Raw genomic sequence first — 22,668 nt, 5'->3', positions numbered from 1 at the left:
TGTTTGTAAGCATTCGGTAAACCACGTTGCAATTTTTGTGAATTAGTTCCGAATCGGTACTATTCGTAGTCGATTCGGAACTAATAGTGTTTATTCGGAACAAGTTTGATTGGATTTTGCCCAATTACGTGGTAGAAGTTCCTCCATATTTTTCTCATCCCTTTCATAATATGGAATTTTACTCAGGACATCTTCCATCCAGATTCTAGGGTCTACTTCTGCCGACTTGCAGGTGGCTATCAGAGAGTACACGATGGCAGCCCTGTATGCGGATGCGTCGTTGCCGCAGAACAGATAGTTCTTTCTTCCCAAAGCCAAAGGTCTTATGGCATTTTCTATGCGGTTGTCATCAATTTCGATTCTTCCGTCGTTTACGTATCTGGAAAGCCTGGGAAGAAGCGTGTACGTATATTCGATGGCTTTACCTGCTGAAAACGGTTGATATCCGTTCACCCAAAACGGTGATATCCGTTCACTTTTCATACTCTTTACCTATGGCGATGCAAATTTATTGATTTTCGTCTGTAACGTTGCAGTTTTGATGTCTTTTTTGACGTAAACTGCTGCCTTGTAGCTCGAAGCGCACACTTGTGTGTACCAACCTGTCTAATATTGCATCAGCTGCAGTCGTGTTGCCTTTCATCACATCGTACCAGTTGGCAACCGGCAGTTGTGATATGATGATCGTAGCTTTTTGTCCATGGCGGTCTTCTATAATCTCCATAAAGTCAAGTAACTGTTGTCCGTCAAGAACTTTCATGCCGAAGTCGTCCAGTATAAGCAGGTCAGTCTGTGCCAGCTTGGCGAAGAAACGATGCAGGGTACTGGATATACGGGCAAGGCTTATTTCCTCGAAGAGCCTGTACAGGTTATAATAAGCAACCTTATATCCGTTCATGCAGGCCTGATGACCAAACGCTGTACCCAACCAGCTTTTACCGGTACCGGCAGCACCCGTAATAAGTATGGATACCCCGTTTTTCACATAGTCACAAGTGGCAAGATTAAGTACTTTCTGCTTGTCCACGCCACGCTTGCAGTCATAGATAACTTCACTTATGGAAGCCTGATAACGGAAGTGTGCTTTTTTTATCAGACGGGCATTCCGGCTTTGATTCCGGTTATCCAGTTCAGCCTGTATAAGCAGTTGCAGACCGTCTTTCAAGGAGAGCGACTCTGCCTGTCGCGTCTCCTGCATGGTAGCCCAGTAATGGGCCATTCCAGGCATCTTAAGGTTTCTTAGAGCATTGATAATTTCATCCATCGTTATTTGTTTTGAGTGTTAGAAGTCTGTCATTTGAACTGTGCTTTTCCACGGATATTACAGTGCTGCGGAGGAGCAAAGGAAGATGAAGGTTGCCCCACACCGGCACACTTGCTCTCTACCAGTAAACGGATAAAGCGATAGTTGCATCTGTCTACATTCAGGGCTGCCTCGCAGGCTTTTTGGAAAACGACCGGATCACTGCTCCTTTGCAGGTTTAGAAGCCCGTCGCAGGTCTTGTAATGAGTCTCCGGAGGCATTGTGGAAGAATAAAATATGCGGCGGATTACATCTCCCAGTATGCCGGATGCACGCTCGGCACGCTCTATGTATGATTTTGCACTCATCCCTCTGTATTCCCGGGAATTGCTTGCAAGATGCTCCTTTACGATAGTATACTTTCCCCTGTTGTAATCACGTAGGTGAGTGGCTACAAGCTCACCGTCCACATATACTTTTACCAGTGTGCGTGTATATGCGACATGTGCGGTTTTGGATATATACTGATACGGTACTGTATAATAGTGCTGGTCACGTCCAAGATAGATACAGCAGTTGGTTGACACCTTCAAATCGGTATATGACACAATCTCAAAATCTCTGTCAGGCAGTGGCATAAGATTTGGCTTGTCTACGGCAAGGAACCGTTCCTCACGCGTGTAAGGATGCTTTTGCATGCGTTTCTGGTTGTGCGCTTTCATTTTGAGTGAGGCTGCCCGGTTAAGCTCTTCCAGTGAATGGAAGGTTTCATTGCGGAGTTCGGCAAACACACGCATATAGACAAGCCTCACGGTCCCTTCCACGTTGCTTTTATCTTTAGGGTGTACGGGACGTGCCGGTATGATGACCGTACCGTAATGATTGGCCATATCCTCCATTACACGGTTAAGTGAAGGCTCATATCTGTCGGTCTTGACAACAGCAGCTTTAAGGTTGTCAGGGACAAGCATCTTTGGTACGCCGCCAAGATGTTTCAGGCACTGCGTTATGGCATATACAAAGTCTTCTGTACGCTGTGAACGTACGAAGAGGATATAACCGTAGTCGCTTGCAGGCAGAGTGGCTACAAAAGCCTGACACTGGACGACCTCACCGGTTTCCATGTCAACGTATCCCATAGTATCACCGGCAAAATCGAGGAAAAGCTTTTCGCCGCCCGTACGCATGTCGGCAAGTATGGTGGATGGCGACTCCTTCCTGGCCTCTGTGTTCTGATTGTAATGAAAACGGAACTGTGTCAGGCTGTAGTGGTCATCCGGATGCTCATTACGGTATTCTTCCCAAAGCAGCTTCAGCGTGACATGCTTGCGCTTCATCTCCTCCTGAAGATATGGAAGAAGGGCTTTGAATGTTTCAAAACGCTTGTCGCTATATGCAGGATTGCCGCCCTTGAGACGGTGCTCAAGAATGGGATCATCCAACCTGATAAGTTCATCAAGGCTCAGACTGTCAGCGTTGACCTTATTCATGTAGTTGTTCACTGTCTCCTTGTTCATGCCGATTATATCAGCAGCCTTGCGGTTGGAGATTCCGCTCTTCTTTAGTAGAAGAAGTTGTTTGATCTGGCTCATATTCTTACTTTTTCCTGCCATAGTCGTATCGTATGAAGATTGTTTTCTGCATACAAGATACGGGAAAAGAGTAGCAAGTGAACGGACATGCTCCGTTTTTTATGCAGGCATTGTCGTTTCTGTGAGAAGGTGAACGGATATACTCCGTTTTCCGTATGTAGACAACTGATTATAGTATTATTACATTCTCATTAGTGAACGGATATACTCCGATTTCTGTAGAGAAAACGGAGATTCTATCGTAATATCCAAACCACTGAACGGATATGCTCCGTTTTTTATGGCGTTTTGTGGCGTTTTTAGCTGAAATGAACGGATATACTCCGTTTTTCAGGCACTTTTCAAGGCCAATTTAGCGGTAAAACTGGATGGATTAAGCCGTTCAGAGTGGGTGGGGATGCTCCGTTTTCGGCATTTACCCATACGGCTTTTAGGAAGCACTCTAAGATAAGCATCCTGCAGCCACTTTTCAAATTCAAGTATCAGCGGATAGGCTTCGTTTATACGTTTTTCCTTACGCTCTTCGGCTGCGAGTCCGGCATCATTGGCTTCAGATTCTATCTTGTACAGCTTGCCGATGTAGTGTATTGCCTGTGTGGCCAGGGTCCTGTTCTCTTCCAGGGCATCCACGTACTTCCTTCTGGCATGTGCCCAGCAGCCGACCAGGGTGATTCCTTTCATCTGCTCGAACTGTTCGTAAGCTGCATAGCCGTCACATTGCACAATGCCACGGTAGCATCCCAGCAGTTCACGGGCTACCATCCCCGAACGGCTGCCACGGTCATAATGGAACATGACGTCCCCCGTGATGCCGTCGCGCACGCACCACTCATACCCTTTTTTCGCCTTATGTTTCTCATTGTCCATCACAGGAATGACACTCTCGTCCACTTGTATATACTCACTGGAGAGTATCTTCTGTTTGAGCCGGTTGTACAGCAGCTTGAGTTTCTCCACCGCCATTTCATACCATCCGCACATGGTAGATTCGCTTATGCTGATTCCTGATTCGCGATACTGCTGTATCAGACGGTAGAACGGGAGATGATACATGAACTTGCCGATGATAATGTCCGTCAGGACCGAGGCGCCTGCCATACATTTGCTGACCGGAACAAGAGGTAGCGGGTGAATCAGAATCTGCCTTTCCTCGGGGTATTTCTCCATATCGGATTTACTTATCACTTTGTGACGGACGGTCTTCAGGATATATACTTTTGCCGGAACACGTTCCAGGCGTGAACTCTCTTCCTTTCCGATTTCAATGAATTTGTTGTCCCTTCAGGGTAAAGATCAACAACCTCTACAGGCAGTGAGGAAGTGTCCAGAGACTTGCGGACCGGTTTTTCCTTGACTTTTATGGTTCTGGTGATTTCTTCTTCACTCTTGCGGACTTCCTCCTCCATCCGGGATATTTCCATGGAGGACATTTCCTCCTTTGAGAACAGAAACAGCTGGTTGGGATCAAGCGGAAGACTCTTCTCGCTCATCCGCCCAAAGACTTTTTTCCGGAGCCAGTAAAGGGATTGTTCCAGCGAGGAAACCCTGCTGATAAGCGCCGCTTTATCCTGACGGAGCTTCTCAATTTCTTCCAATAAGGCTTTTTCCTGTTCTTCTGTAAGCATCTGTATCTCATTGTTCTACAATGTAAATATACTAAAATCCAATGACATACAAAAGCGAATAGAGTAAAAATCCGATACTATTTTCGAAGTTTCTGCAGGTTTTCAAGTCTCGTGCGACGGGAGTCGCGGGCTTCCATGATACCCTCCACAATCATGACAAGTTCCCGCCATTCTATATTTGTACAGACCTCATTGTCATTAGCAGAATCAGGTTTTCCTAAGGTTCCTGCTTCCAGAAGTTTGGAGTACAGCACCATGCCGCCCGGCTCCCAATGCAGGAGCTTTATACGGTCACGGGCACGGTTTATGAAGATATATACGTTGCCGTTACAAGGGTCCTGACCCATGGCGTCGGTGATGATACCGCTAAGAGTATGAAAACTTTTGCGCATATCAGTCGGGCGGTTATACAACAGATAGCGCATGCTGTCATTAAGGCTGAACATGGCTGCAGGCCTGGATGATTGAAAACAGTTCCTTTTCATTTAGCTCACCGCAAATGCGTATGGCAGTACCGGCCGGTGTACGTATTTCTATCTCTTTCAATCCGCTTGGCGGGATCGGTGTGTTTTTCTGTTTACGCCCGCTTGTTCCGGCAAATGAAGGAACAGGAACAAAAGATCCGCTGTGGGGAAGCTCGATAAACTCACCCTGAGCCGATTTACCCGATGATTGCTCGGCGGCATAACGGGATTTGCTGTCATAAAACCGCCATACAGGGATATTGAGTTCCTCTAATCTTGATTTATAAGTCACTTTGTGCTCTTTGCAGTAGTTCATTATCTCTACTACTTCTTCTCGCGTCATCATAACTTTGCTTTTTGGACGTAAAGTTAATGACGGAAGTTTAAGGAAAAAATACGTGGTTTGCCGAATGCTTACGATTGTTTAAGGTGCTTCTTTAGTTCCACAAGGCACTGTAAAATATTGCAGGATTTCGGTGGAGCAAGAGATTACTTTTCTAGTAAAATGTTATACTAAAGAAATTTAACCACTTTTTATTAGATTATGTTTCCCATTTGGGAACTATCAAATTTTTCGTATCTTTCGCAAGAAAGTTGATAACGGAAAGTATATGAATATTTACGTGGATTTTTCTTTAAGGTTGTTCGTGGCAGGCCTGATGGGAGTACTCATCGGTCTGGAGCGGGAATACCGGGCAAAGGAAGCCGGCTACCGGACCCATTTTCTGGTGGCCTTGGGCAGTGCGTTGATGATGATTGTGTCGCAATATGGTTTCATGGATGTGCTGGAGAAAGATTTGGTGCGGTTGGACCCGAGTCGCTTGGCGGCCCAGGTAGTCAGCGGCATCGGCTTTATCGGGGCCGGAACCATTATCCTCTTGCAGAAGCAAGTGGTCCGTGGACTGACCACGGCGGCAGGGGTGTGGGCCACCGCAGGCATTGGACTGGCCATCGGAGCGGGTATGTATTTGATTGGTGTTCTAGCCACCTTGCTGGCACTGGCTGGACTGGAGGTACTCAGCTATTGCTTCAAGAGTGTGGGCATGCGGAACATGATTATTGAATTTACGGCGGGAAATCCCGGCGTGCTGAAAGATGTGTCGGCCCGGTTCAGTTCAGGCGGTTTCCAGATTGCTTCGTATGAGATGAACAAGGTGTATGAGGACGGACGGGAGATGTACCGCATCTCGATGGTGATACGGGCCAAGCGGGCGAATGAAGAAGGGTTGCTTCTGATGATGCTGCATGATTTTCCCGATATTACGGTGAACCGGATTGTGTGACGTTATAATAAAAAGGGACGAAAAAGGCCATTGAATGTACGTTCAGTTGTATTCAATGGCCTTTTTGTCAGCCAATATAGACGTTGACATGCAAGAATAAGCGGTCTTCCTTTTCGTCGATGTCGAAATCTATTTTGTCTTCGCGTGCCAGCCATCCGATTGCGGCATTCAAATCTCTGTCGGACAATCCGGATTCTTTTTTCAGTTTCTCGTATTCCCAATGTGCGTTGTCGGAAAGCAGCTTCCAGACAATCCCGGCATTTGTCCCAATTTGAGTCTTGTCCATCATAGTTTTTGAATTTAAATTATTTTATTTGTTTACTGTCAGGGCGAAGATATAAATATTTTGTTGCGATAGCAAGTTTTTTGGTTGTCAAATTTATGCTATGTGTGGCATTTTATGAACATTCCCGGGATTTTTAGAGTGGTATTACAGAAATGTGACAGGTCTTTCTTGGACGGAGAGGTATTTTTATTCTTCATACCGTATCCTATTCCATTTTTTTCTTATAACTTTGCGTCAGGTAAAAATGAAAATTATGAGAAGACATAAAATAAACTGGAAGGTTCCTAAAGGAGCGGAGTTGACCGAACTGGACAAGAAGGTGCTGTATTATCAGGACAGAGGCCATCTGGTTCCGACTCGCCAGTTGATTAAGACTCCGGAACAGATTGAAGGCATCCGTCGTAGCGGGGTCATCAATACAGGGGTGCTTGATTTGGTGGAAAAAGAAATCCATGCCGGAATGAGTACGGCGGAAATAGACAAGCTGGTGTATGAATACACAAAGGACCACGGGGCTATCCCGGCCTGCTTGGGCTATGAAGGTTTTCCGAAAAGCTGTTGCACGTCCATCAATGAGGTGGTGTGCCACGGTATTCCGAACGAAGAAGAAATCCTGGAAGAAGGCGATATTATCAACGTGGACTGTACGACGATTCTGGACGGGTATTATGCGGATGCTTCCCGTATGTTCATCATCGGGAAAACCACACCTCAGAAAGAGAAGCTGGTCCGTGTGGCTAAAGAGTGTCTGGAAATCGGAATGGAGGCGGCCAAACCGTTCAGTTTTGTGGGCGACATCGGCCACGCCATCGAAAAACATGCCAAGAAGAACGGTTTCTCGGTGGTGCGCGACTTGTGTGGCCACGGGGTGGGACTGGAGTTCCACGAGGAGCCGGATGTGGAGCATTTCGGAAAGAAGGGTACGGGCATGCTGCTGGTGCCGGGCATGGTGTTTACCATCGAGCCGATGATCAACATGGGAACCTGGGAAGTGTTTATTGATGAAGAAGACGGCTGGACCGTAGTGACGGAGGATGAACTTCCTTCTGCACAGTGGGAGCATACATTCGTGATGACGGAACAGGGTCTTGAAATATTGACGCATTAATATATTTAAGGTATAAGGACATTTTATGAGTACGATAATATTAGGAATAGAATCTTCTTGTGACGATACTTCGGCTGCGGTAATCAAGGACGGGGTACTGCTTTCCAGCGTGATTGCCAGTCAGGCAGTGCACGAAGCATACGGGGGAGTGGTGCCGGAACTGGCTTCGCGGGCGCATCAGCAGAACATTGTGCCGGTGGTGCACGAGGCATTGAAACGGGCCGGGGTGACAAAGGAAGAATTGAGCGCGGTGGCTTTTACCCGCGGACCGGGGCTGATGGGTTCTTTGCTGGTAGGAGTATCGTTTGCGAAGGGGTTTGCCCGTGCGCTGGGTATTCCGATGGTGGAGGTGAACCATCTGCAGGGACATGTGATGGCGCATTTTATCAAGGAACCGGACGGCGAGAATGTACAGCCGAGCCTGCCTTTCATCTGTCTGCTGGTATCGGGTGGAAATTCACAGATTATCCGTGTGAATGCCTACAACGACATGGAGGTGCTGGGGCAGACCATCGACGATGCGGCAGGAGAAGCCATCGACAAATGTTCCAAGGTGATGGGGCTGGGCTATCCCGGCGGACCGATTATTGACAAGCTGGCACGTCAGGGCAACCCGAATGCCTATACTTTCAGCAAACCGCATATCCCGGGCTACAACTACAGCTTCAGCGGCTTGAAGACTTCTTTCCTGTATTCGCTCAAGGAATGGGTAAAGGAAGATCCGGATTTTGTAGAGCATCACAAGACCGACCTGGCTGCCTCGTTGGAGAAGACCATTGTGGACATTCTGATGGACAAGCTGCGTAAGGTGGTGAAGGATACGGGCATCAAGGAAGTGGCCGTGGCAGGTGGTGTTTCGGCCAACAACGGACTCCGCAACGCTTTCCGTGAACATGCCAAGAAGTATGGCTGGAACATCTTCATCCCGAAGTTCGGCTATACCACTGACAATGCGGCCATGATTGCCATTACGGGATACTATAAATTTTTGGACAAGGATTTTTGCACAATAGACAAGCCCGCTTATTCACGGGTAACCATTAAGTAACAATTTAGAAAAAACAGATTATGTCAGTAGAAACCAAAACACTAAGTAAGGAGATAAGTGAAATCTTCTGGAGAGAAGGTTTTACATTGGCTACCGCTGAAAGCTGTACGGCTGGTAACGTGGCTGCCATCATAACTGCTATCCCAGGTAGTTCTCGTTTCTATAAAGGTGGAATTATCGCCTATTCAAATGAGGTGAAGGTGAATCACCTGCATGTGAATGCAGAAACATTGGAAAAGTATGGGGCTGTAAGTGAAGAAACCGTGGTGGAAATGGTGAAAGGTGCCATTGAAGTCCTGGATACGGATTATGCCGTAGCTACATCGGGCATCGCCGGACCTGCGGGAGGCACTCCGGAAAAGCCGGTCGGTACCATCTGGGTGGCTGCCGGTTCGAAAGAAAAGGTGCTTACGGCTTTGTTGAGTGAAGACGAAGGTCGCGAGAAAAATATCCAGGCTGCAACGGCCAAAACCCTGCAATTATTGTTGGAATTGTGTCAAAATCAAGAAAATGAGGGGTAAAAGTGCAATTTCTTGGTGAAAGATTTGTTTATGTAAAATAAAATCACTTACTTTGCACTCCGTTTGAGAGAACCATGGAATAAAACTATAAAAACTAGATAGAAATGTCGAAAATTTGTCAAATTACCGGAAAAAAAGCCTTGATAGGCAACAACGTTTCACACTCTAAGAGAAGAACAAAAAGAACTTTTGATGTGAACTTGTTTACTAAGAAATTCTACTATGTAGAACAGGATTGCTGGATTAGCCTGAACATCTGTGCTAACGGCTTGCGAGTTATTAACAAAAAAGGCCTCGATGCAGCGCTGAATGAAGCAGTGGCAAAAGGCTATTGTGATTGGAAAACTATCAAAATTATTGGTTAATTAAAAGGAGAGAAAGACTATGGCTAAGAAAGCTAAAGGAAACAGAGTACAGGTAATCCTTGAATGCACAGAAATGAAGGATAGTGGTATGCCGGGAACTTCTCGTTATATTACAACAAAGAACAGAAAAAATACCACTGAAAGATTGGAACTGAAAAAGTACAATCCTATTTTGAAAAGAGTAACAGTTCATAAAGAAATTAAATAATAACAGACCATGGCAAAGAAAACAGTCGCAACCCTTCAGACAGGTAAAGAAGGCCGTTCTTATACTAAGGTTATCAAAATGGTTAAGTCTCCGAAAACAGGTGCTTACGTTTTTGACGAACAGATGGTTCCTAACGAAAAAGTTCAGGACTTCTTCAAGAAATAATTTAGCGAGTCAAATATAAAATGCTAAATAAAAGTTCCTTTCATTCAAAATATGAAAGGAACTTTTTTTGTGTGTGAACGAGAATAGTTATATCTTTGTGTCAGAAACTGATAAAAGTTATGTTGTATGGGATTTTTTAGTTTTTTCTCAAAGGAAAAAAAAGAGACGTTAGACAAAGGATTGTCTAAGACCAAGGAGAGTGTATTCGGCAAGATTGCGCGTGCAGTGGCTGGAAAATCGAAGGTAGACGACGAGGTGCTGGACAATCTGGAGGAAGTGCTCATTACGTCTGATGTAGGAGTGGAAACTACGCTGAATATTATCAAACGCATAGAAGCCAGGGTATCGAAAGACAAGTATGTGAATACGCAGGAGCTGAATAATATTCTTCGCGAAGAAATCGCCGCATTGCTGATGGAGAACAATTCGGTGGATACGGCGGATTTTGACGTTCCCCAAGGCAAGACACCGTATGTGATTATGGTGGTGGGCGTGAACGGAGTAGGAAAGACTACGACCATCGGAAAACTGGCTTATCAGTTCAAGAAGGCAGGAAAGAAAGTCTATCTGGGTGCAGCCGATACGTTCCGTGCAGCCGCCGTGGAGCAGCTGGACATCTGGGGCGAACGGGTGGGTGTGCCTGTCATCAAACAGAAAATGGGGGCCGATCCGGCTTCGGTGGCTTTCGACACGCTGAGTTCGGCTACGGCCAACCATGCGGATGTCGTAATCATCGATACGGCAGGCCGTCTGCATAATAAAATCGGCTTGATGAACGAGCTGACCAAAATCAAGAACGTGATGAAGAAGGTGGTTCCCGATGCACCGCACGAGGTGCTGCTGGTGCTCGACGGCTCTACCGGACAGAATGCGTTTGAACAAGCCAAACAGTTTACGCTGGCCACGGAGGTGACGGCGATGGCCATTACCAAACTCGACGGTACTGCCAAAGGGGGTGTGGTAATCGGTATTTCCGACCAGTTCAAGATTCCGGTGAAATACATCGGGCTGGGAGAAGGAATGGAGGACCTGCAGATATTCCGTCGCCGGGAATTCGTGGATTCATTGTTTGGCCCAACCACAGAAAAATGAGAAAGAATACAATTGATATTATTACATTAGGGTGTTCAAAGAATCTGGTGGACTCTGAAAAGCTCATGAAACAGCTGGAGGCCAACGGATATAAAGTGACGCACGACAGTGCCCACCCTCAGGGAGAAATAGCCGTTATCAATACGTGCGGTTTTATTGGCGATGCCAAGGAAGAGTCTATCAACATGATATTGGAGTTCTGTCAGGCCAAGGAAGAAGGCCGGCTGAAGAAACTTTATGTCATGGGCTGTCTTTCGGAACGTTACCTGAAGGACTTGCAGATGGAGATTCCGCAGGTGGACAAGTTTTATGGAAAGTTCAACTGGAACGAACTGCTGGCCGATTTGGGCAAGGCGTATCATTCGGAGTTTTCCATCGAGCGTCATCTGACGACTCCCAAGCATTATGCTTATCTGAAGATTTCGGAAGGCTGCGACCGCAAATGTGCGTATTGTGCCATCCCTATCATTACCGGAAAGCATGTGTCTCGTCCGATGGAAGAGATTCTGGACGAGGTACGTCTGCTGGTGTCGGAAGGGGTGAAAGAATTTCAGGTCATTGCGCAGGAACTGACGTATTACGGGGTGGACTTGTACAAGAAACAGATGCTGCCGGAACTGATTGAGCAGATGGCACATATCCCGGGCGTGGAATGGATTCGTTTGCATTATGCTTATCCGGCTCACTTCCCGGAAGATTTGTTCCGTGTGATGCGAGAGAACGACAATGTGTGCAAATACATGGATATTGCCTTGCAGCACATCAGCGACAATATGTTGGAGAAAATGCGCCGTCATGTGACCAAGGAAGAAACGTACCGGCTGATTGAGAAGTTCCGCCAGGAGGTGCCGGGCATTCACTTGCGTACCACGTTGATGGTGGGGCATCCCGGAGAAACGGAACAGGACTTTGAAGAACTGAAGGAGTTCGTGCGCAAGGCCCGCTTTGAACGCATGGGTGCATTTGCTTATTCGGAAGAAGAAGGCACTTATTCGGCCAAGCATTACAAGGATGAGATTCCGCACGAGGTGAAGCAGCAGCGTCTGGACGAGCTGATGGCCTTGCAGCAGGAAATTTCGGCTGAATTGGCGCACCAGAAAATTGGACAGGAATTCAAGGTCATCATCGACCGGAAAGAAGGGGACTATTATATCGGCCGTACACAGTTCGATTCGCCGGAGGTGGATCCGGAGGTCTTGATTGAAGCGGGTGAACACCGCCTGAAGACCGGGACTTTCCATCGGGTGAAAGTGTATGATGCGGACGATTTTGATTTGTATGCAAGAATTGTGAAATAAAATGACAAACAAGGAATTCATAGAGGAACTTTCCCGCCGTGTGAACAAGCCGGGGAAGGAGACGGCTTCTTTGGTCGCTTCGCTTACCGAATGTATGTCGCAGGCTTTGCAGGATGACAAGACGGTCAGCCTGCAAGGTTTCGGTGCGTTTGAGGTGAAGAAGAAGATGGAGCGTATTTCTGTGAATCCTGTCACGCGGCAGCGTTTTCTGGTGCCTCCCAAACTGACGCTGTCTTTCAAGCCGAGTACGGTGTTGAAGGAAAAGTTTAAAAACGTTTTGCCTGATGAATGAGAAAATAACCTTACAAGAACTTGTGGAATTGTTTGCCCGCAAATGCCAGTGGAATGAGGCAGATGCGGAGCTGTTTGTGAAGGAGTTTCTTGCCTTGATAGAGGAAGCCTTGGCACGCGACAAGTATGTAAAGGTGAAAGGGTTGGGTACGTTTAAACTCATCAATATCGAGGCTCGGAAAAGTGTGGATGTCAACACGGGGGAGGCCATTGAAATCAAGGGACATACCCGTGTGTCGTTCATTCCGGAAGCGGGGCTGCGAGACTTGATTAACAGGCCTTTTGCACATTTTCAGTCGGTTTTGCTCAAGGATGAGGTGCATTTTGCCGACCTCCCGGAAGAAGGTGGGTTACCGGATGGGACAGAAGAGGAAGGGGAGTCTGATATGGCGGAAGAAACGGTGGAAAACGTACCGGGCGATGAAATAACAACCGTTGGAGAGGAGTCTTCTCAGGAAGGTATGCAAGAGGAGGAGTCCTTGCCAGTGGAGACGGAGGCACACTTGCAGGTGGAGCCTGAGCCTGATACGGTTTCTTCTTCTCCAGAGCAGAAACCGGAGGAATCGTGTCTGGAAGTGGTGGCAGATTCGTCGGAGGAAGAGAAAGAAGAACCGGCGGATGTGGAAGCGGTTGTGCAGGAAGAGAAGGCTTCAGGAACCGACGTGACTGCCTCGGAAAGGAAAAGCGAGGAGTTGAAGGAAGAAGCAACAGTCGAAACAACCCCAGAGACGGACGAGGCTCCGGAAAAATCTGTGGCTGAACAGGCTGTGGAGACCGTGGAACCGGTGAAAAAGGAGGATAAGGAGCGGCATTTTCCGTGGTGCATGATTGCTTCGGTGTTGTTGGTGGGTATCTTTATTGGAGGATTGATTACTTGGGCCTTGACATCGGGCCGGCGTTATATGCCGGAGGAGGTAGTAGAGTATCTGATGAAACAGGAAAGACAGCAGAAGTCGGTACCCGTGGTACCGGATTCGGTTCAGCTGGCAGATACGCTGACCTCTAAAGTGGATTCTTCCCGGATGCAGGTGCAGTCTTCGGATACGGTGAACAAAGAAAAAGTAGTGCCCGGAACGCCGAAAAAAACGGAAACAACAGAAAAGACAGCTGCCGTACCGGCGAAACGGGAAACTTTGGCCGATACGGTAGAATACCAGATTACAGGTACTCAGGCTTCTTATACGCTTCGTCCGGGAGAAAGTCTGGTGCGGGTGGCCCTGAAGTTTTATGGCAACAAGAAACTGTGGCCCTACCTGGTGAAGCACAACAAATCCATTATCAAGAATCCGGACAATGTGCCGGTGGGGACAACCATTCAGATTCCGCAGCTGACTCCTAAAAAATAAACTAAGGCCTTGTTTGTATGCAAACAGGGTCTTTTTAATTTTCTTTAGTTCAATAAGCCTTAAAAGGGGAAAGCCGTCTATATTTTTTTATCAAATTTTATTGTGCCTGTTAATGGAATGCCTTAATTTTGGGGTGTCCTTTTAGACATAGGTAGAGAAAGAGCTTTTTTTAATGAAAAAAATAGGAACTAAAATAGAAGAAAATTATGGCTGAAGCTATTGACATTCGTGAATTAAACGAACGTATCGAACGCCAGAGCGCATTCGTAACCAACCTGATGGAAGGAATGAATCAGGTAATCGTAGGTCAAAAACACCTCATCGAATCTTTGTTGATCGGGTTGCTTTCCGACGGACATATCCTGCTGGAAGGTGTGCCGGGTTTGGCAAAAACATTGGCCATCAAGACCCTGGCTTCATTGATCGACTCCAAATACAGTCGTGTGCAGTTTACTCCTGATTTGCTGCCGGCCGATATCATCGGTACCATGATTTACAGTCAGAAGGATGAACAGTTCATCGCCAACAAGGGACCTATCTTCGCCAATTTCGTATTGGCCGATGAAATCAACCGTGCCCCGGCGAAAGTACAGAGTGCCTTGCTCGAGGCCATGCAGGAACGTCAGGTGACACTGGGCAAGCAGACTTTCGCTTTGCCGAAACCTTTCCTGGTAATGGCTACGCAGAACCCGATTGAACAGGAAGGTACCTATCCGTTGCCGGAAGCTCAGGTGGACCGTTTCATGCTGAAGGTTATCATTGACTACCCGAAGCTGGAAGAGGAAAAGAAAATTGTCCGCCAGAATATTTCGGGCGAACGTGTGGAAGTCCGTCCGATTTTGAAGGCGGAAGATATCATTGCGGCGCGTGAGGTAGTGCGTCAGGTTTACCTGGACGAAAAGATTGAACAATATATTGCCGACATCGTGTTCGCTACCCGTTATCCGGAAAAATACGATTTGAAGGACCTGAAGAGCCTGATTGGCTTTGGCGGTTCTCCGCGTGCGTCTATCAACCTGGCACTGGCTGCCCGCAGCTATGCTTTCATCAAACGCCGTGGGTATGTGATTCCGGAAGATGTGCGTGCCGTGGCACACGACGTGCTCCGTCACCGTATCGGACTGACTTACGAGGCGGAAGCGACCAACGTGACTTCCGACGAAATCGTCAGCAAGATTCTGAACAAAGTGGAAGTGCCCTGATAAGCGGGCGTCTGAAACCGTGGCAGACGGGGAGGAGAGTGCTCCCGTCCGCTTTTATCCGCAGCGGAGAAGCTGCATAGATTATAAACGATTCAACCGTGTTCCTCGGCCGATTCCGCAGGGGCACGGTCAAATACTAAAGGAATGGAGACAAGTGAACTTTTAAAGCGTGTCCGTCAGATTGAAATCAAGACGAGGGGACTTTCGAGCAATATTTTTGCCGGCCAGTATCATTCGGCCTTCAAGGGTCGGGGTATGGCGTTCTCCGAAGTCCGCGAATATCAGTTTGGGGACGACGTGCGCGATATAGACTGGAATGTGACCGCTCGCTTCGACAAACCATTCGTGAAAGTCTTTGAGGAGGAACGTGAACTGACGGTCATGTTGCTGGTGGACGTGTCCAACAGTCTGGATTTCGGTACCATCAAGCAGCTGAAGAAGGATATGGTGACGGAGATTGCCGCCACGCTTGCTTTTTCTGCCATCCAGAACAACGATAAGATTGGCGTGATTTTCTTTTCCGACCGGATTGAGAAATTCATCCCTCCCAAGAAAGGACGCAAGCACATCTTGTATATTATCCGCGAGCTGCTTGATTTCAAGCCCGAAAGCCAGCGGACCAATCTGCAGTGTGCCATCGAGTACCTGACGAATGTGTTGAAGAAACGCTGTACGGCGTTCATCCTCAGCGATTTTATCGACGACCGGGACTTCCAGAATGCGTTGACCATTGCCAACCGGAAGCACGATGTGGTGGCGGTACAGGTGTACGACCGCCGGCTGGAAGAGCTTCCCGATGTGGGCCTGATGCTGGTACGCGATGCGGAAACGGGTCATGAACAGTGGATTGACACTTCTTCCAAGGCGCTGCGGAATGCACATCACGCCTGGTGGAAGGAAAGGCAGCAGAAGCTGAACGAAACCTTCACCCACAGCAATGTGGACTCTGTGTCTGTCCGTACAGACCAGGATTATGTGAAGGCGTTGTTGAATTTATTTGCTAAACGAAACTGACAGTTGACATGAGACATTTCATATTATATTACACGAAAATGATAAAGGCATGTTGCTGCGCGGTACTGATTTTGTGCGGAGTGTCCGGACTGAAAGCCCAGTCGGTAACAGTGGAAGCGACTATCGACTCTCTTCAATTGCTGATTGGCGAGCAGGCCAAAATCAAGTTGCAGGTCAGCATGGATGCCAACCAGAAACTGAGGTTACCGCAGCTTCGTGACACGCTGGTCAGGGGAGTGGAGATTCTGGATGTGGCCAAACCGGATACCCAGCTGCTTAACGACAACAAGCGCTGGCTGATTTCACAGGAGTATACGGTGACTTCTTTCGACTCGGCACTGTATTACCTGCCGCCGTTCGAAGTGCTGGTCAATGACAAGGCCTACCGCTCCAAGGCGCTGGCCCTGAAGGTGTATTCCATCCCGGTGGATACGTTGCATCCCGACCAGTTCTTTGGTCCGAAAACCATTCAGGAGGTACCTCTCACATGGGACGATCTGGCTCCGTTGGTGTATTCCATCCTGTTGTTCATCGCATTGGGAGTGGTGACCGTCTTCTTTGTCATCCGCTATCGCGACAACAAGCCGATTATCAAGATTATCAAGATAGAACCGAAGTTGCCTCCTCATCTGGCTGCCATGAAGAAGATTGAGACCATCAAGGCCGACAAGGCTGCCAAACGGGAGGACCCGAAAGCATATTACACGGAACTGACCGATGTGATTCGTGTATATATAAAGGAGCGTTTCGGCTTCAATGCCATGGAGATGACTTCTTCGGAAATCATTGAACGCTTGCTGGAGGAAAAGGACAAGGATTCTATCCGCGACCTGAAGGCGATGTTTGAAACGGCCGATCTGGTGAAGTTTGCCAAATATGCGCCGCTGATGAACGAGAACGACATGAACCTGGTGAATGCCGTGGATTTCATCAACCAGACCAAGATAGAGGAAGATCCGAACGCCAAGAAGGAGCCTACGGAAATCAAGGTGGAGGAAAAACGTTCCAAACAGGGACGGATTGTACTGCTCTGCAGCATTGCCATCACGGGTGTAGCCGCACTGATTGCCTTGTATCTGTCTGTGCGTCACCTCATCGACCTCTTTTTTTAATTTTAAAATGAGTTGAGACTATGATTTTTGCGAATATAGAATATCTGTTCCTGCTGTTGCTGCTGATTCCGTATATCGTGTGGTACGTGATGCGCCGCAAGAAAACGGAACCGACCATGCAGGTATCTACCACACGGATGTACATGCAGGCTCCGCGCAGTTGGAAGGTGTATTTGCTGCATGCACCGTTCGTGCTCCGTATCTTGACGTTTGTGATGATTGTGCTGGTGCTGGCACGCCCGCAGACTACGGATAACTGGCAGAACACGGAAATTGAAGGTATCGATATCATGCTGGCGGTCGACGTATCGACCAGTATGCTGGCAGAGGACTTGAAGCCGAACCGTATCGAGGCGGCCAAGCAGGTGGCGGCAGAGTTCATCAACGGACGTCCGAACGACAACATCGGTCTGACTGTCTTTGCGGGAGAGGCTTTCACGCAGTGTCCGCTGACGGTCGACCACGGGGTGTTGCTGAACTTGTTCCAGAGTGTGGGCTGCGACATGGTGCAGCGCGGAATGATTGAAGACGGTACGGCACTGGGTATGGGACTGGCCAACGCAGTGAGCCGTCTGAAAGACAGCAAGGCTAAGTCGAAGGTGATTATCCTGCTGACGGATGGTGTGAATAACCGGGGAGACATCTCTCCGCTGACGGCGGCCGAGATTGCCAAGCAGTTTGGCATCCGCGTGTACACCATCGGTGTAGGAACCAACGGAACGGCACCTTATCCGATGCAGACCTATGCGGGTGTGCAGTATGTGCAGATGCCGGTGGAAATCGACGAACAGACCATGAGTCAGATTGCGGGTACTACCAACGGAAACTATTTTCGGGCTACCAGCAATACCAAGCTGAAAGAAGTATACCGCGAGATTGACAAACTGGAGAAGACGAAACTGAACGTGAAGGAATTCAGCAAGCGCGAAGAGGCTTATCAGGTGTTTGCCCTGATTGCGTTCCTGAGCATCCTGCTTGAAATCCTGTTGCGGAATACAGTATTAAAGAAAATACCTTAAAAGAAGAAGCCATGTTTCGATTTGGAGAACCTCAATATTTATATTTACTGATTGTGCTGCCCTTGCTGGCTGTGTTCTATTTTTATACGAACTACCGCCGCCGCAAGCGCTTGCGCGAATACGGTAGTCCGGAACTGCTGGCACACTTGATGCCGGATGTGTCCAAATACCGTCCCGATGTCAAGTTCTGGCTGACTTTTGCCGCGCTGGCCATGGTGATTTTCATGCTGGCCCGTCCGCAGTTCGGTTCCAAGATGGAGACGGTGAAACGGCAAGGTGTGGAAACCGTGGTGGCGCTGGATATTTCCAACTCCATGTTGGCACAGGATGTCACTCCCAGCCGTCTGGAGAAGTCGAAGAAACTGATTTCCCGTCTGGTGGAAACGTTCAACAACGACAAGGTGGCCATGATTGTGTTTGCAGGTCAGGCCTTTACACAGCTTCCGATTACGAGCGACTATGTATCGGCCAAGATGTTCCTGGAAACCATCTCTCCGTCGTTGATTACCACGCAGGGTACGGATATCGGCGGGGCTATCAACCTGGCCATGAAAAGTTTCACGCCGAATGAAGGCGTAGGAAGAGCCATCGTGCTGATTACGGATGGAGAAAACCACGAGGGGGGAGCGATAGAAGCCGCACAGGCAGCCGCCAAGAAAGGGATACGGGTGTTTGTGCTGGGGGTCGGTTCGCCCGACGGTTCACCCATTCCGATGGAAGGCAGCAACGAGTTCCGCCGCGATAAGGACGGTAATGTGATTGTGACCCGTCTGAACGAACAGATGTGTCAGGAAATCGCCAAGGCAGGAAACGGCATTTATGTGCGGGTGGACAACACCAACAATGCGGAGAGAGCCTTGAACGCGGAAATCAACAAACTGGCAAAGGCGGACGTGGAGACGCAGGTCTTTACGGAATTCGACGAGCAGTTCCAGGTACTGGCCTGGCTGGCCCTTTTGTTGCTGGCTGCCGACCTGATGATTCTGAACCGCAAGAATCCGCTTTTCAAGAATGTGAAACTCTTTAAATGAAATTGGAGATGAAAGTGAAAGGATATATGCTGTGTATGTGCCTGGCCATGACTGCTGTGGCGGGTTACGCACAGAAAACAGACCGTGATTTTCTGCGGAGCGGCAACAAACTCTACAAGGACAGTTTGTTTGTCAAGGCAGAAGTGGACTACCGGAAGGCACTGGAACTGAATCCCAAGTCGGCCGATGCCATGTACAACCTGGGGAATGCGTTGCTGATGCAGCAGAAGGGGAAGGAGGCCATGGAACAGTTTACCGCTGCTTCAAAGATTGAAAAGGACAAGATGAAGCTGGCGCAGATTTACCATAACATGGGCGTTATCCTGCAGTCGTCCAAACAGTTGCCGCAGTGTATCGAAGCCTATAAGGAATCCCTGCGCAATAATCCGAAGGACAATGAAACCCGCTACAACCTGGCACTGGCGCAGAAGCAGCTGAAAGACCAGCAGCAGAACCAGCAGAATCAGGACCAGAAACAGAACAAGCAGGACCAGAAGCAGGACGACAAACAGCAGAACAAGGACCAGCAGGAACAGAACAAGAAGGACCAGCAGAATCCGCAGCAACCGCAGCAGAATCAGAACCAGATGTCGAAAGAGAATGCCGAACAGTTGCTTAACGCTGCCATGCAGGACGAAAAGAACGTGCAGGACAAGGTGAAGAAGCAGATTCAGGTGCAGGGCCGTAAACTGGAGAAGGACTGGTAAACCAACAAAGATGAAGAACAAACGAATAATTATAAATCAAAGAATAATGCGAAAGATAATATTCTTACTTTTTATGATACTTGCCGTAGGACAGGTGAAGGCCGACAATGTACGGTTTGTGGCGGAAGCTGCCGACGTGGTGGTCAGTGGTGACCAGGTGCGTCTCGTCTTCACGGTCAATTCGCAAGATATCAAGGACTTCCGGGCACCTTCCATCAAGGGCTTCGATGTGCTGATGGGACCGAGCCGTTCTCAGCAGAGCAGCATCCAGATTATCAACGGAAAGCGTACGTCGAGCAGCTCGACGGCTTTTACGTATATTCTGTTGGCGGGTAATCCGGGTACTTACACCATTCCCGCAGCCAGTGTGGAAGTGGATGGAAAGAAAGTGTTTTCGAATGCCATTTCCATCAAGGTGCTTCCGCAGGATCAGGCATCGAAGAGCGGAGGAAACGGTGGGGGAAGCGGTTCTTCCTCCCGGAGTCAGGTGGCAGGCAGCCGGATTACGTCTAATGATTTGTTTATCACGGCTACGGCCAGCAAGACGACTGTACACGAACAGGAAGCCATTCTGTTGACTTACAAGGTGTATACCGTGGTGAATCTGCGCCAACTTCGTGGGGATATGCCCGACTTGAAAGGCTTCCATACGCAGGAAGTGGAATTGCCGCAGCAGAAGACTTTCACGCTGGAGCATTATAAGGGACGGAATTACAATACGACGGTGTGGAGCCAGTATGTACTGTTCCCGCAGCAGACCGGCAAACTGGAGATTCCTTCCATCACGTTCGATGGGGTGATTGCCCAGCAGACAGCTTCCGAAGACCCGTTTGACGCGTTCTTCAATGGCGGGGGATACGTGGAGGTGAAAAAGAAAATCACTACTCCCAAGCTGGTCATCAACGTACAGCCGCTTCCGGCTAAACCTGCCGGATTCTCGGGCGCGGTGGGTGACTTCAAGCTGGCTTCGTCTATCAACGCTACCGACGTGAAGACCAACGATGCCGTAACCATCAAGCTGACCCTGACGGGTACGGGTAACATGAAACTGATCAGTACGCCCGACATCAAGTTCCCGCAGGATTTTGAGGTGTATGATCCGAAAGTGACCGACAACTACAAGCTGACCAGCAGCGGACTGACGGGTACAAAGACCTTCGAATATCTGGCTATTCCGCGCCATGCCGGTAACTTTACCGTTCCGGCAGTGGAATTCACGTATTTCGACCTGAAGAGCAACAGTTACAAGACGCTCAAGACAGAGGCTTATAACTTGAAAGTGGCAAAGGGACAGGGCAATGCCGATCAGGTGATTGCGGATTTCACCAACAAGGAGAACGTGAAGATGCTGGGCAAGGATGTCCGCTTCATCAAGCTGGGCAATACGACCCTCCGTCCGAAAGGTGAATTCTTCTTCGGCAGCGTAGGCTATTACTTGTGCTATCTGATTCCATTGCTGCTGTTCATCGTCTTTGCGGTGATTTATCGGCAGAAGGCTCTTGATAATGCCAACGTGGCCAAGATGAAGACCAAGAAGGCCAACAAGGTGGCTACCCGCCGTATGAAACTGGCTGGCAAGCTGTTGGCCGAAAACAAGAAGAACGAGTTCTACGATGAAGTGCTGAAGGCCTTGTGGGGATACATCAGCGACAAGCTCAGTATTCCGGTGTCACAGCTTTCAAAGGACAACATCGAAGCCGAACTGACCAACTACGGCGTAGAGGAGGCCCTGATTGCCGAGTTCATTGGGGTGCTCAACGAATGTGAATACGCACGTTATGCGCCGGGCGATGAGAACGAGGCCATGGACAAGGTTTATTCCGCTTCCGTGGAAGTGATCAGTAAAATGGAAAACAGTATCAAACATTAAAAACGGATAGGAGAGCAACTAGATATGAAGAAATTGTCTTTACTATTGATTGGGCTGATTGGGTGCATCCAGTTTGCGATGGCGGCCCCCACCAAGGCGGAGGCTGACGAAGCATACCAGAAGAACCAGTTCAGTGAGGCGGCTGCCATGTACGAGCAAATCTTGCAAACGCAGGGCGAGTCGGCCGATATCTATTATAATCTGGGTAATGCCTACTTCAAGATGAAGAACACGCCTAAGGCAGTGCTCAACTATGAACGGGCACTTTTGCTGAGCCCGGGAGATGCCGATATCCGCTTCAACCTGGATATGGCCCGGAGCAAGACGGTGGACAACATCACGCCGACAGCCGAGGTGTTTATCGTCACCTGGTATAAGTCGCTGGTCAACCTGATGAGCGAGAAAAGCTGGGGATATGTAGGAATTTTCTCCTTCATTCTTTTGCTGATTGGGGTTTCTTTCTATATCTTCGGCAATCGCCTTTGGATTAAGAAGACGGGATTCATCGGAGCCGTAGTATTTCTGGTGGTGACAGTATGTGCCAATCTTTTTGCCAGCGAACAGAAGTCAGAACTTGTAGACCGTACGGGTGCCATCGTGATGGAACCGACCATTAATGTCAAGAGTACGCCGAACGAAAGCGGTACCGACCTGTTCGTGCTTCACGAAGGAACGAAAGTCTTCATTGAAGACAATTCCATGAAGGGCTGGAAAGAAATCCGCCTGGAAGACGGCAACAAAGGTTGGGTGAAGACAGAAGCAATAGAACTCATTTAAA

At 48.4% G+C, this 22,668-nt stretch carries 27 protein-coding genes; 19 read left to right on the top strand and 8 right to left on the bottom strand.

The window, feature by feature from the left end; translation table 11 throughout:
- Positions 1 to 90: 90 nt before the first annotated feature.
- From BQ7480_RS09565 to BQ7480_RS09535, 7 genes are all read right to left on the bottom strand, one after another.
- A complete protein-coding gene (locus BQ7480_RS09565; RefSeq protein WP_072542651.1) occupies positions 91 to 483 on the bottom strand; it encodes an IS66 family transposase in 393 nt (130 codons plus the stop codon).
- Between the two features lie 25 nt (positions 484 to 508).
- Positions 509 to 1,264, bottom strand: coding sequence for an IS21-like element helper ATPase IstB (istB, locus tag BQ7480_RS09560; RefSeq protein ID WP_071150252.1), 756 nt, complete (start codon positions 1,262 to 1,264; stop codon positions 509 to 511).
- A gap of 29 nt (positions 1,265 to 1,293) precedes the next feature.
- Positions 1,294 to 2,856 (bottom strand): IS21 family transposase, encoded by a 1,563-nt coding sequence (istA, locus tag BQ7480_RS09555; RefSeq protein WP_072542568.1) that lies wholly within the window; start codon positions 2,854 to 2,856, stop codon positions 1,294 to 1,296.
- A gap of 309 nt (positions 2,857 to 3,165) precedes the next feature.
- A complete protein-coding gene (tnpC, locus tag BQ7480_RS09550) occupies positions 3,166 to 4,044 on the bottom strand; it encodes an IS66 family transposase (protein WP_235816731.1) in 879 nt (292 codons plus the stop codon).
- Positions 4,038 to 4,460, bottom strand: a complete 423-nt coding sequence (locus BQ7480_RS18205; RefSeq protein ID WP_235816667.1) for a transposase — start codon at positions 4,458 to 4,460, stop codon at positions 4,038 to 4,040. Before BQ7480_RS18205 ends, tnpC begins: the two co-directional genes overlap by 7 nt.
- 77 nt (positions 4,461 to 4,537) lie before the next feature.
- On the bottom strand, positions 4,538 to 4,906 hold the full coding sequence (tnpB, locus tag BQ7480_RS09540) for an IS66 family insertion sequence element accessory protein TnpB (protein ID WP_072542649.1): 369 nt from the start codon (positions 4,904 to 4,906) through the stop codon (positions 4,538 to 4,540).
- Entirely contained in the window at positions 4,893 to 5,270 is a 378-nt protein-coding gene (locus tag BQ7480_RS09535; protein ID WP_229117961.1) for a hypothetical protein, read from the bottom strand. The genes tnpB and BQ7480_RS09535 overlap by 14 nt, the downstream gene beginning before the upstream one ends.
- Before the next feature lie 265 nt (positions 5,271 to 5,535).
- Between BQ7480_RS09535 and BQ7480_RS09530 the strand changes: the two genes are divergently transcribed.
- Positions 5,536 to 6,207, top strand: a complete 672-nt coding sequence (locus tag BQ7480_RS09530) for an MgtC/SapB family protein (RefSeq protein ID WP_072542648.1) — start codon at positions 5,536 to 5,538, stop codon at positions 6,205 to 6,207.
- A 67-nt stretch (positions 6,208 to 6,274) separates the two neighbouring features.
- On the opposite strand, the gene BQ7480_RS09525 is transcribed toward BQ7480_RS09530, so the two are convergent.
- The gene (locus tag BQ7480_RS09525; RefSeq protein ID WP_072543973.1) at positions 6,275 to 6,493 is read right to left on the bottom strand and encodes a winged helix-turn-helix domain-containing protein; all 219 of its coding nucleotides are present in this window, start codon (positions 6,491 to 6,493) and stop codon (positions 6,275 to 6,277) included.
- 253 nt (positions 6,494 to 6,746) lie between these two features.
- Here BQ7480_RS09525 and map point away from each other — a divergent pair, with 253 nt between their 5' ends.
- The 18 genes from map (at position 6,747) to BQ7480_RS09435 (ending at position 22,667) form a co-directional block, all read left to right on the top strand.
- A complete protein-coding gene (map, locus tag BQ7480_RS09520; RefSeq protein ID WP_072543972.1) occupies positions 6,747 to 7,601 on the top strand; it encodes a type I methionyl aminopeptidase in 855 nt (284 codons plus the stop codon).
- A gap of 25 nt (positions 7,602 to 7,626) precedes the next feature.
- Positions 7,627 to 8,649, top strand: a complete 1,023-nt coding sequence (tsaD, locus tag BQ7480_RS09515; RefSeq protein ID WP_072542647.1) for a tRNA (adenosine(37)-N6)-threonylcarbamoyltransferase complex transferase subunit TsaD — start codon at positions 7,627 to 7,629, stop codon at positions 8,647 to 8,649.
- Positions 8,650 to 8,669: 20 nt separating this feature from the next.
- On the top strand, positions 8,670 to 9,170 hold the full coding sequence (locus BQ7480_RS09510; protein ID WP_072542646.1) for a CinA family protein: 501 nt from the start codon (positions 8,670 to 8,672) through the stop codon (positions 9,168 to 9,170).
- Between the two features lie 104 nt (positions 9,171 to 9,274).
- Entirely contained in the window at positions 9,275 to 9,535 is a 261-nt protein-coding gene (rpmB, locus tag BQ7480_RS09505) for a 50S ribosomal protein L28 (RefSeq protein WP_007558239.1), read from the top strand.
- Between the two features lie 19 nt (positions 9,536 to 9,554).
- Positions 9,555 to 9,743 carry a 50S ribosomal protein L33 gene (gene rpmG / locus BQ7480_RS09500; RefSeq protein ID WP_005841291.1) on the top strand — a complete coding sequence of 63 codons (189 nt, stop codon included), beginning with the start codon at positions 9,555 to 9,557 and terminating at the stop codon, positions 9,741 to 9,743.
- 9 nt (positions 9,744 to 9,752) lie between these two features.
- Positions 9,753 to 9,908, top strand: coding sequence for a DUF4295 domain-containing protein (locus BQ7480_RS09495; protein ID WP_007558249.1), 156 nt, complete (start codon positions 9,753 to 9,755; stop codon positions 9,906 to 9,908).
- Between the two features lie 126 nt (positions 9,909 to 10,034).
- Complete coding sequence (ftsY, locus tag BQ7480_RS09490) at positions 10,035 to 11,000, top strand: signal recognition particle-docking protein FtsY (protein ID WP_072542645.1); 966 nt, start codon at positions 10,035 to 10,037, stop codon at positions 10,998 to 11,000.
- Positions 10,997 to 12,298, top strand: coding sequence for a 30S ribosomal protein S12 methylthiotransferase RimO (gene rimO / locus BQ7480_RS09485; protein ID WP_072542644.1), 1,302 nt, complete (start codon positions 10,997 to 10,999; stop codon positions 12,296 to 12,298). Before ftsY ends, rimO begins: the two co-directional genes overlap by 4 nt.
- A 1-nt stretch (position 12,299) precedes the next feature.
- Positions 12,300 to 12,590, top strand: coding sequence for an HU family DNA-binding protein (locus tag BQ7480_RS09480; protein ID WP_072542643.1), 291 nt, complete (start codon positions 12,300 to 12,302; stop codon positions 12,588 to 12,590).
- Positions 12,583 to 13,935, top strand: coding sequence for an HU family DNA-binding protein (locus BQ7480_RS09475; protein WP_072542642.1), 1,353 nt, complete (start codon positions 12,583 to 12,585; stop codon positions 13,933 to 13,935). Before BQ7480_RS09480 ends, BQ7480_RS09475 begins: the two co-directional genes overlap by 8 nt.
- Positions 13,936 to 14,141: 206 nt before the next feature.
- Positions 14,142 to 15,137, top strand: a complete 996-nt coding sequence (locus tag BQ7480_RS09470; protein ID WP_072542641.1) for an AAA family ATPase — start codon at positions 14,142 to 14,144, stop codon at positions 15,135 to 15,137.
- 144 nt (positions 15,138 to 15,281) lie between these two features.
- Positions 15,282 to 16,151 carry a DUF58 domain-containing protein gene (locus BQ7480_RS09465; RefSeq protein ID WP_022353711.1) on the top strand — a complete coding sequence of 290 codons (870 nt, stop codon included), beginning with the start codon at positions 15,282 to 15,284 and terminating at the stop codon, positions 16,149 to 16,151.
- A gap of 38 nt (positions 16,152 to 16,189) precedes the next feature.
- A complete protein-coding gene (locus BQ7480_RS09460; protein WP_139255748.1) occupies positions 16,190 to 17,263 on the top strand; it encodes a BatD family protein in 1,074 nt (357 codons plus the stop codon).
- A 20-nt stretch (positions 17,264 to 17,283) separates the two neighbouring features.
- Positions 17,284 to 18,282, top strand: a complete 999-nt coding sequence (locus BQ7480_RS09455; RefSeq protein ID WP_072542639.1) for a vWA domain-containing protein — start codon at positions 17,284 to 17,286, stop codon at positions 18,280 to 18,282.
- An 11-nt stretch (positions 18,283 to 18,293) separates the two neighbouring features.
- Complete coding sequence (locus BQ7480_RS09450; RefSeq protein WP_072542638.1) at positions 18,294 to 19,313, top strand: vWA domain-containing protein; 1,020 nt, start codon at positions 18,294 to 18,296, stop codon at positions 19,311 to 19,313.
- Positions 19,314 to 19,321: 8 nt separating this feature from the next.
- Positions 19,322 to 20,020 (top strand): tetratricopeptide repeat protein, encoded by a 699-nt coding sequence (locus tag BQ7480_RS09445; protein WP_072543971.1) that lies wholly within the window; start codon positions 19,322 to 19,324, stop codon positions 20,018 to 20,020.
- A gap of 46 nt (positions 20,021 to 20,066) precedes the next feature.
- Positions 20,067 to 21,890 (top strand): BatD family protein, encoded by a 1,824-nt coding sequence (locus BQ7480_RS09440; RefSeq protein ID WP_072542637.1) that lies wholly within the window; start codon positions 20,067 to 20,069, stop codon positions 21,888 to 21,890.
- A 78-nt stretch (positions 21,891 to 21,968) separates the two neighbouring features.
- Positions 21,969 to 22,667 carry a tetratricopeptide repeat protein gene (locus BQ7480_RS09435; RefSeq protein ID WP_374043617.1) on the top strand — a complete coding sequence of 233 codons (699 nt, stop codon included), beginning with the start codon at positions 21,969 to 21,971 and terminating at the stop codon, positions 22,665 to 22,667.
- Position 22,668 lies beyond the last annotated feature (1 nt).

Source organism: Bacteroides mediterraneensis (assembly GCF_900128455.1).
In the GTDB taxonomy this organism is placed as follows: Bacteria; Bacteroidota; Bacteroidia; order Bacteroidales; family Bacteroidaceae; genus Phocaeicola; species Phocaeicola mediterraneensis.
This window is presented reverse-complemented; position numbering and strand designations above follow the sequence as displayed.

What these genes read in the sequence shown, in the direction of transcription:
- BQ7480_RS09530 (WP_072542648.1), top strand. Translation starts at nt 5,536, where the DNA reads ATGAATATTTACGTGGATTTTTCTTTAAGGTTGTTCGTGGCAGGCCTG.
- BQ7480_RS09525 (WP_072543973.1), bottom strand. Translation starts at nt 6,493, where the DNA reads ATGGACAAGACTCAAATTGGGACAAATGCCGGGATTGTCTGGAAGCTG.
- istB (WP_071150252.1), bottom strand. Translation starts at nt 1,264, where the DNA reads ATGGATGAAATTATCAATGCTCTAAGAAACCTTAAGATGCCTGGAATG.
- rimO (WP_072542644.1), top strand. Translation starts at nt 10,997, where the DNA reads ATGAGAAAGAATACAATTGATATTATTACATTAGGGTGTTCAAAGAAT.
- tnpB (WP_072542649.1), bottom strand. Translation starts at nt 4,906, where the DNA reads ATGTTCAGCCTTAATGACAGCATGCGCTATCTGTTGTATAACCGCCCG.
- BQ7480_RS09495 (WP_007558249.1), top strand. Translation starts at nt 9,753, where the DNA reads ATGGCAAAGAAAACAGTCGCAACCCTTCAGACAGGTAAAGAAGGCCGT.
- BQ7480_RS09445 (WP_072543971.1), top strand. Translation starts at nt 19,322, where the DNA reads ATGAAAGTGAAAGGATATATGCTGTGTATGTGCCTGGCCATGACTGCT.
- BQ7480_RS09510 (WP_072542646.1), top strand. Translation starts at nt 8,670, where the DNA reads ATGTCAGTAGAAACCAAAACACTAAGTAAGGAGATAAGTGAAATCTTC.
- rpmG (WP_005841291.1), top strand. Translation starts at nt 9,555, where the DNA reads ATGGCTAAGAAAGCTAAAGGAAACAGAGTACAGGTAATCCTTGAATGC.
- BQ7480_RS09475 (WP_072542642.1), top strand. Translation starts at nt 12,583, where the DNA reads ATGAATGAGAAAATAACCTTACAAGAACTTGTGGAATTGTTTGCCCGC.
- BQ7480_RS09465 (WP_022353711.1), top strand. Translation starts at nt 15,282, where the DNA reads ATGGAGACAAGTGAACTTTTAAAGCGTGTCCGTCAGATTGAAATCAAG.
- map (WP_072543972.1), top strand. Translation starts at nt 6,747, where the DNA reads ATGAGAAGACATAAAATAAACTGGAAGGTTCCTAAAGGAGCGGAGTTG.
- BQ7480_RS09435 (WP_374043617.1), top strand. Translation starts at nt 21,969, where the DNA reads ATGGCGGCCCCCACCAAGGCGGAGGCTGACGAAGCATACCAGAAGAAC.
- BQ7480_RS09565 (WP_072542651.1), bottom strand. Translation starts at nt 483, where the DNA reads ATGAAAAGTGAACGGATATCACCGTTTTGGGTGAACGGATATCAACCG.
- BQ7480_RS09450 (WP_072542638.1), top strand. Translation starts at nt 18,294, where the DNA reads ATGTTTCGATTTGGAGAACCTCAATATTTATATTTACTGATTGTGCTG.
- BQ7480_RS09455 (WP_072542639.1), top strand. Translation starts at nt 17,284, where the DNA reads ATGATTTTTGCGAATATAGAATATCTGTTCCTGCTGTTGCTGCTGATT.
- BQ7480_RS09440 (WP_072542637.1), top strand. Translation starts at nt 20,067, where the DNA reads ATGCGAAAGATAATATTCTTACTTTTTATGATACTTGCCGTAGGACAG.
- BQ7480_RS09480 (WP_072542643.1), top strand. Translation starts at nt 12,300, where the DNA reads ATGACAAACAAGGAATTCATAGAGGAACTTTCCCGCCGTGTGAACAAG.
- BQ7480_RS09470 (WP_072542641.1), top strand. Translation starts at nt 14,142, where the DNA reads ATGGCTGAAGCTATTGACATTCGTGAATTAAACGAACGTATCGAACGC.
- istA (WP_072542568.1), bottom strand. Translation starts at nt 2,856, where the DNA reads ATGGCAGGAAAAAGTAAGAATATGAGCCAGATCAAACAACTTCTTCTA.
- BQ7480_RS09460 (WP_139255748.1), top strand. Translation starts at nt 16,190, where the DNA reads ATGATAAAGGCATGTTGCTGCGCGGTACTGATTTTGTGCGGAGTGTCC.
- tsaD (WP_072542647.1), top strand. Translation starts at nt 7,627, where the DNA reads ATGAGTACGATAATATTAGGAATAGAATCTTCTTGTGACGATACTTCG.
- ftsY (WP_072542645.1), top strand. Translation starts at nt 10,035, where the DNA reads ATGGGATTTTTTAGTTTTTTCTCAAAGGAAAAAAAAGAGACGTTAGAC.
- BQ7480_RS09535 (WP_229117961.1), bottom strand. Translation starts at nt 5,270, where the DNA reads ATGATGACGCGAGAAGAAGTAGTAGAGATAATGAACTACTGCAAAGAG.
- rpmB (WP_007558239.1), top strand. Translation starts at nt 9,275, where the DNA reads ATGTCGAAAATTTGTCAAATTACCGGAAAAAAAGCCTTGATAGGCAAC.
- BQ7480_RS18205 (WP_235816667.1), bottom strand. Translation starts at nt 4,460, where the DNA reads ATGCTTACAGAAGAACAGGAAAAAGCCTTATTGGAAGAAATTGAGAAG.